General features: G+C 43.9%; 1 pseudogene. It reads left to right on the top strand.

The features are described from left to right. Positions 1 to 526: pseudogene (locus ACS604_RS18955) on the top strand (secretion protein HlyD); the annotation flags it as partial.

The raw sequence follows: 526 nt of genomic DNA on the forward strand, positions 1-526 counted from the left end.
GTCTAAAGAGCAGGTGATTCAGTCTTTAGAGGGCGGTATTTTAACCAAGCTGAATGTACAAGAAGGCGACATTGTTCAAAAGGGCGAAATTCTTGCGCAATTAGATCCAACCCGTTTTGCGTCTAATGTGGGTGAATCTCGATCTTTACTGATCTCTGCTCAGGCAACAGCAGCGCGTTTGCGTGCGGAAGTTAATGGTACGCCATTGGTTTTTCCCGACATTGTGATGAAAGAACCAAAACTTGTACATGAAGAAACGGCGCTATATCGTTCACGTCGTGCTGATCTTGAGCAAACACTTTCGGGTTTAAAACAGGCTTTGCAACTGGTGCAACAAGAACTGGCGATGACAGAACCGTTAGTTGCTAAAGGTGCGGCAAGTGAGGTGGAAGTTTTACGTTTACGTCGTGAAGCAAATGATTTGCAAAACAAAATGAATGATGCGCAGAACCAGTATTATGTTAAGGCTCGTGAAGAGTTATCGAAAGCAAATACGGATAGTGAAACGCAACAACAAATCGTGCTG

This window comes from Acinetobacter sp. Li1LvA2 (assembly GCF_056156705.1).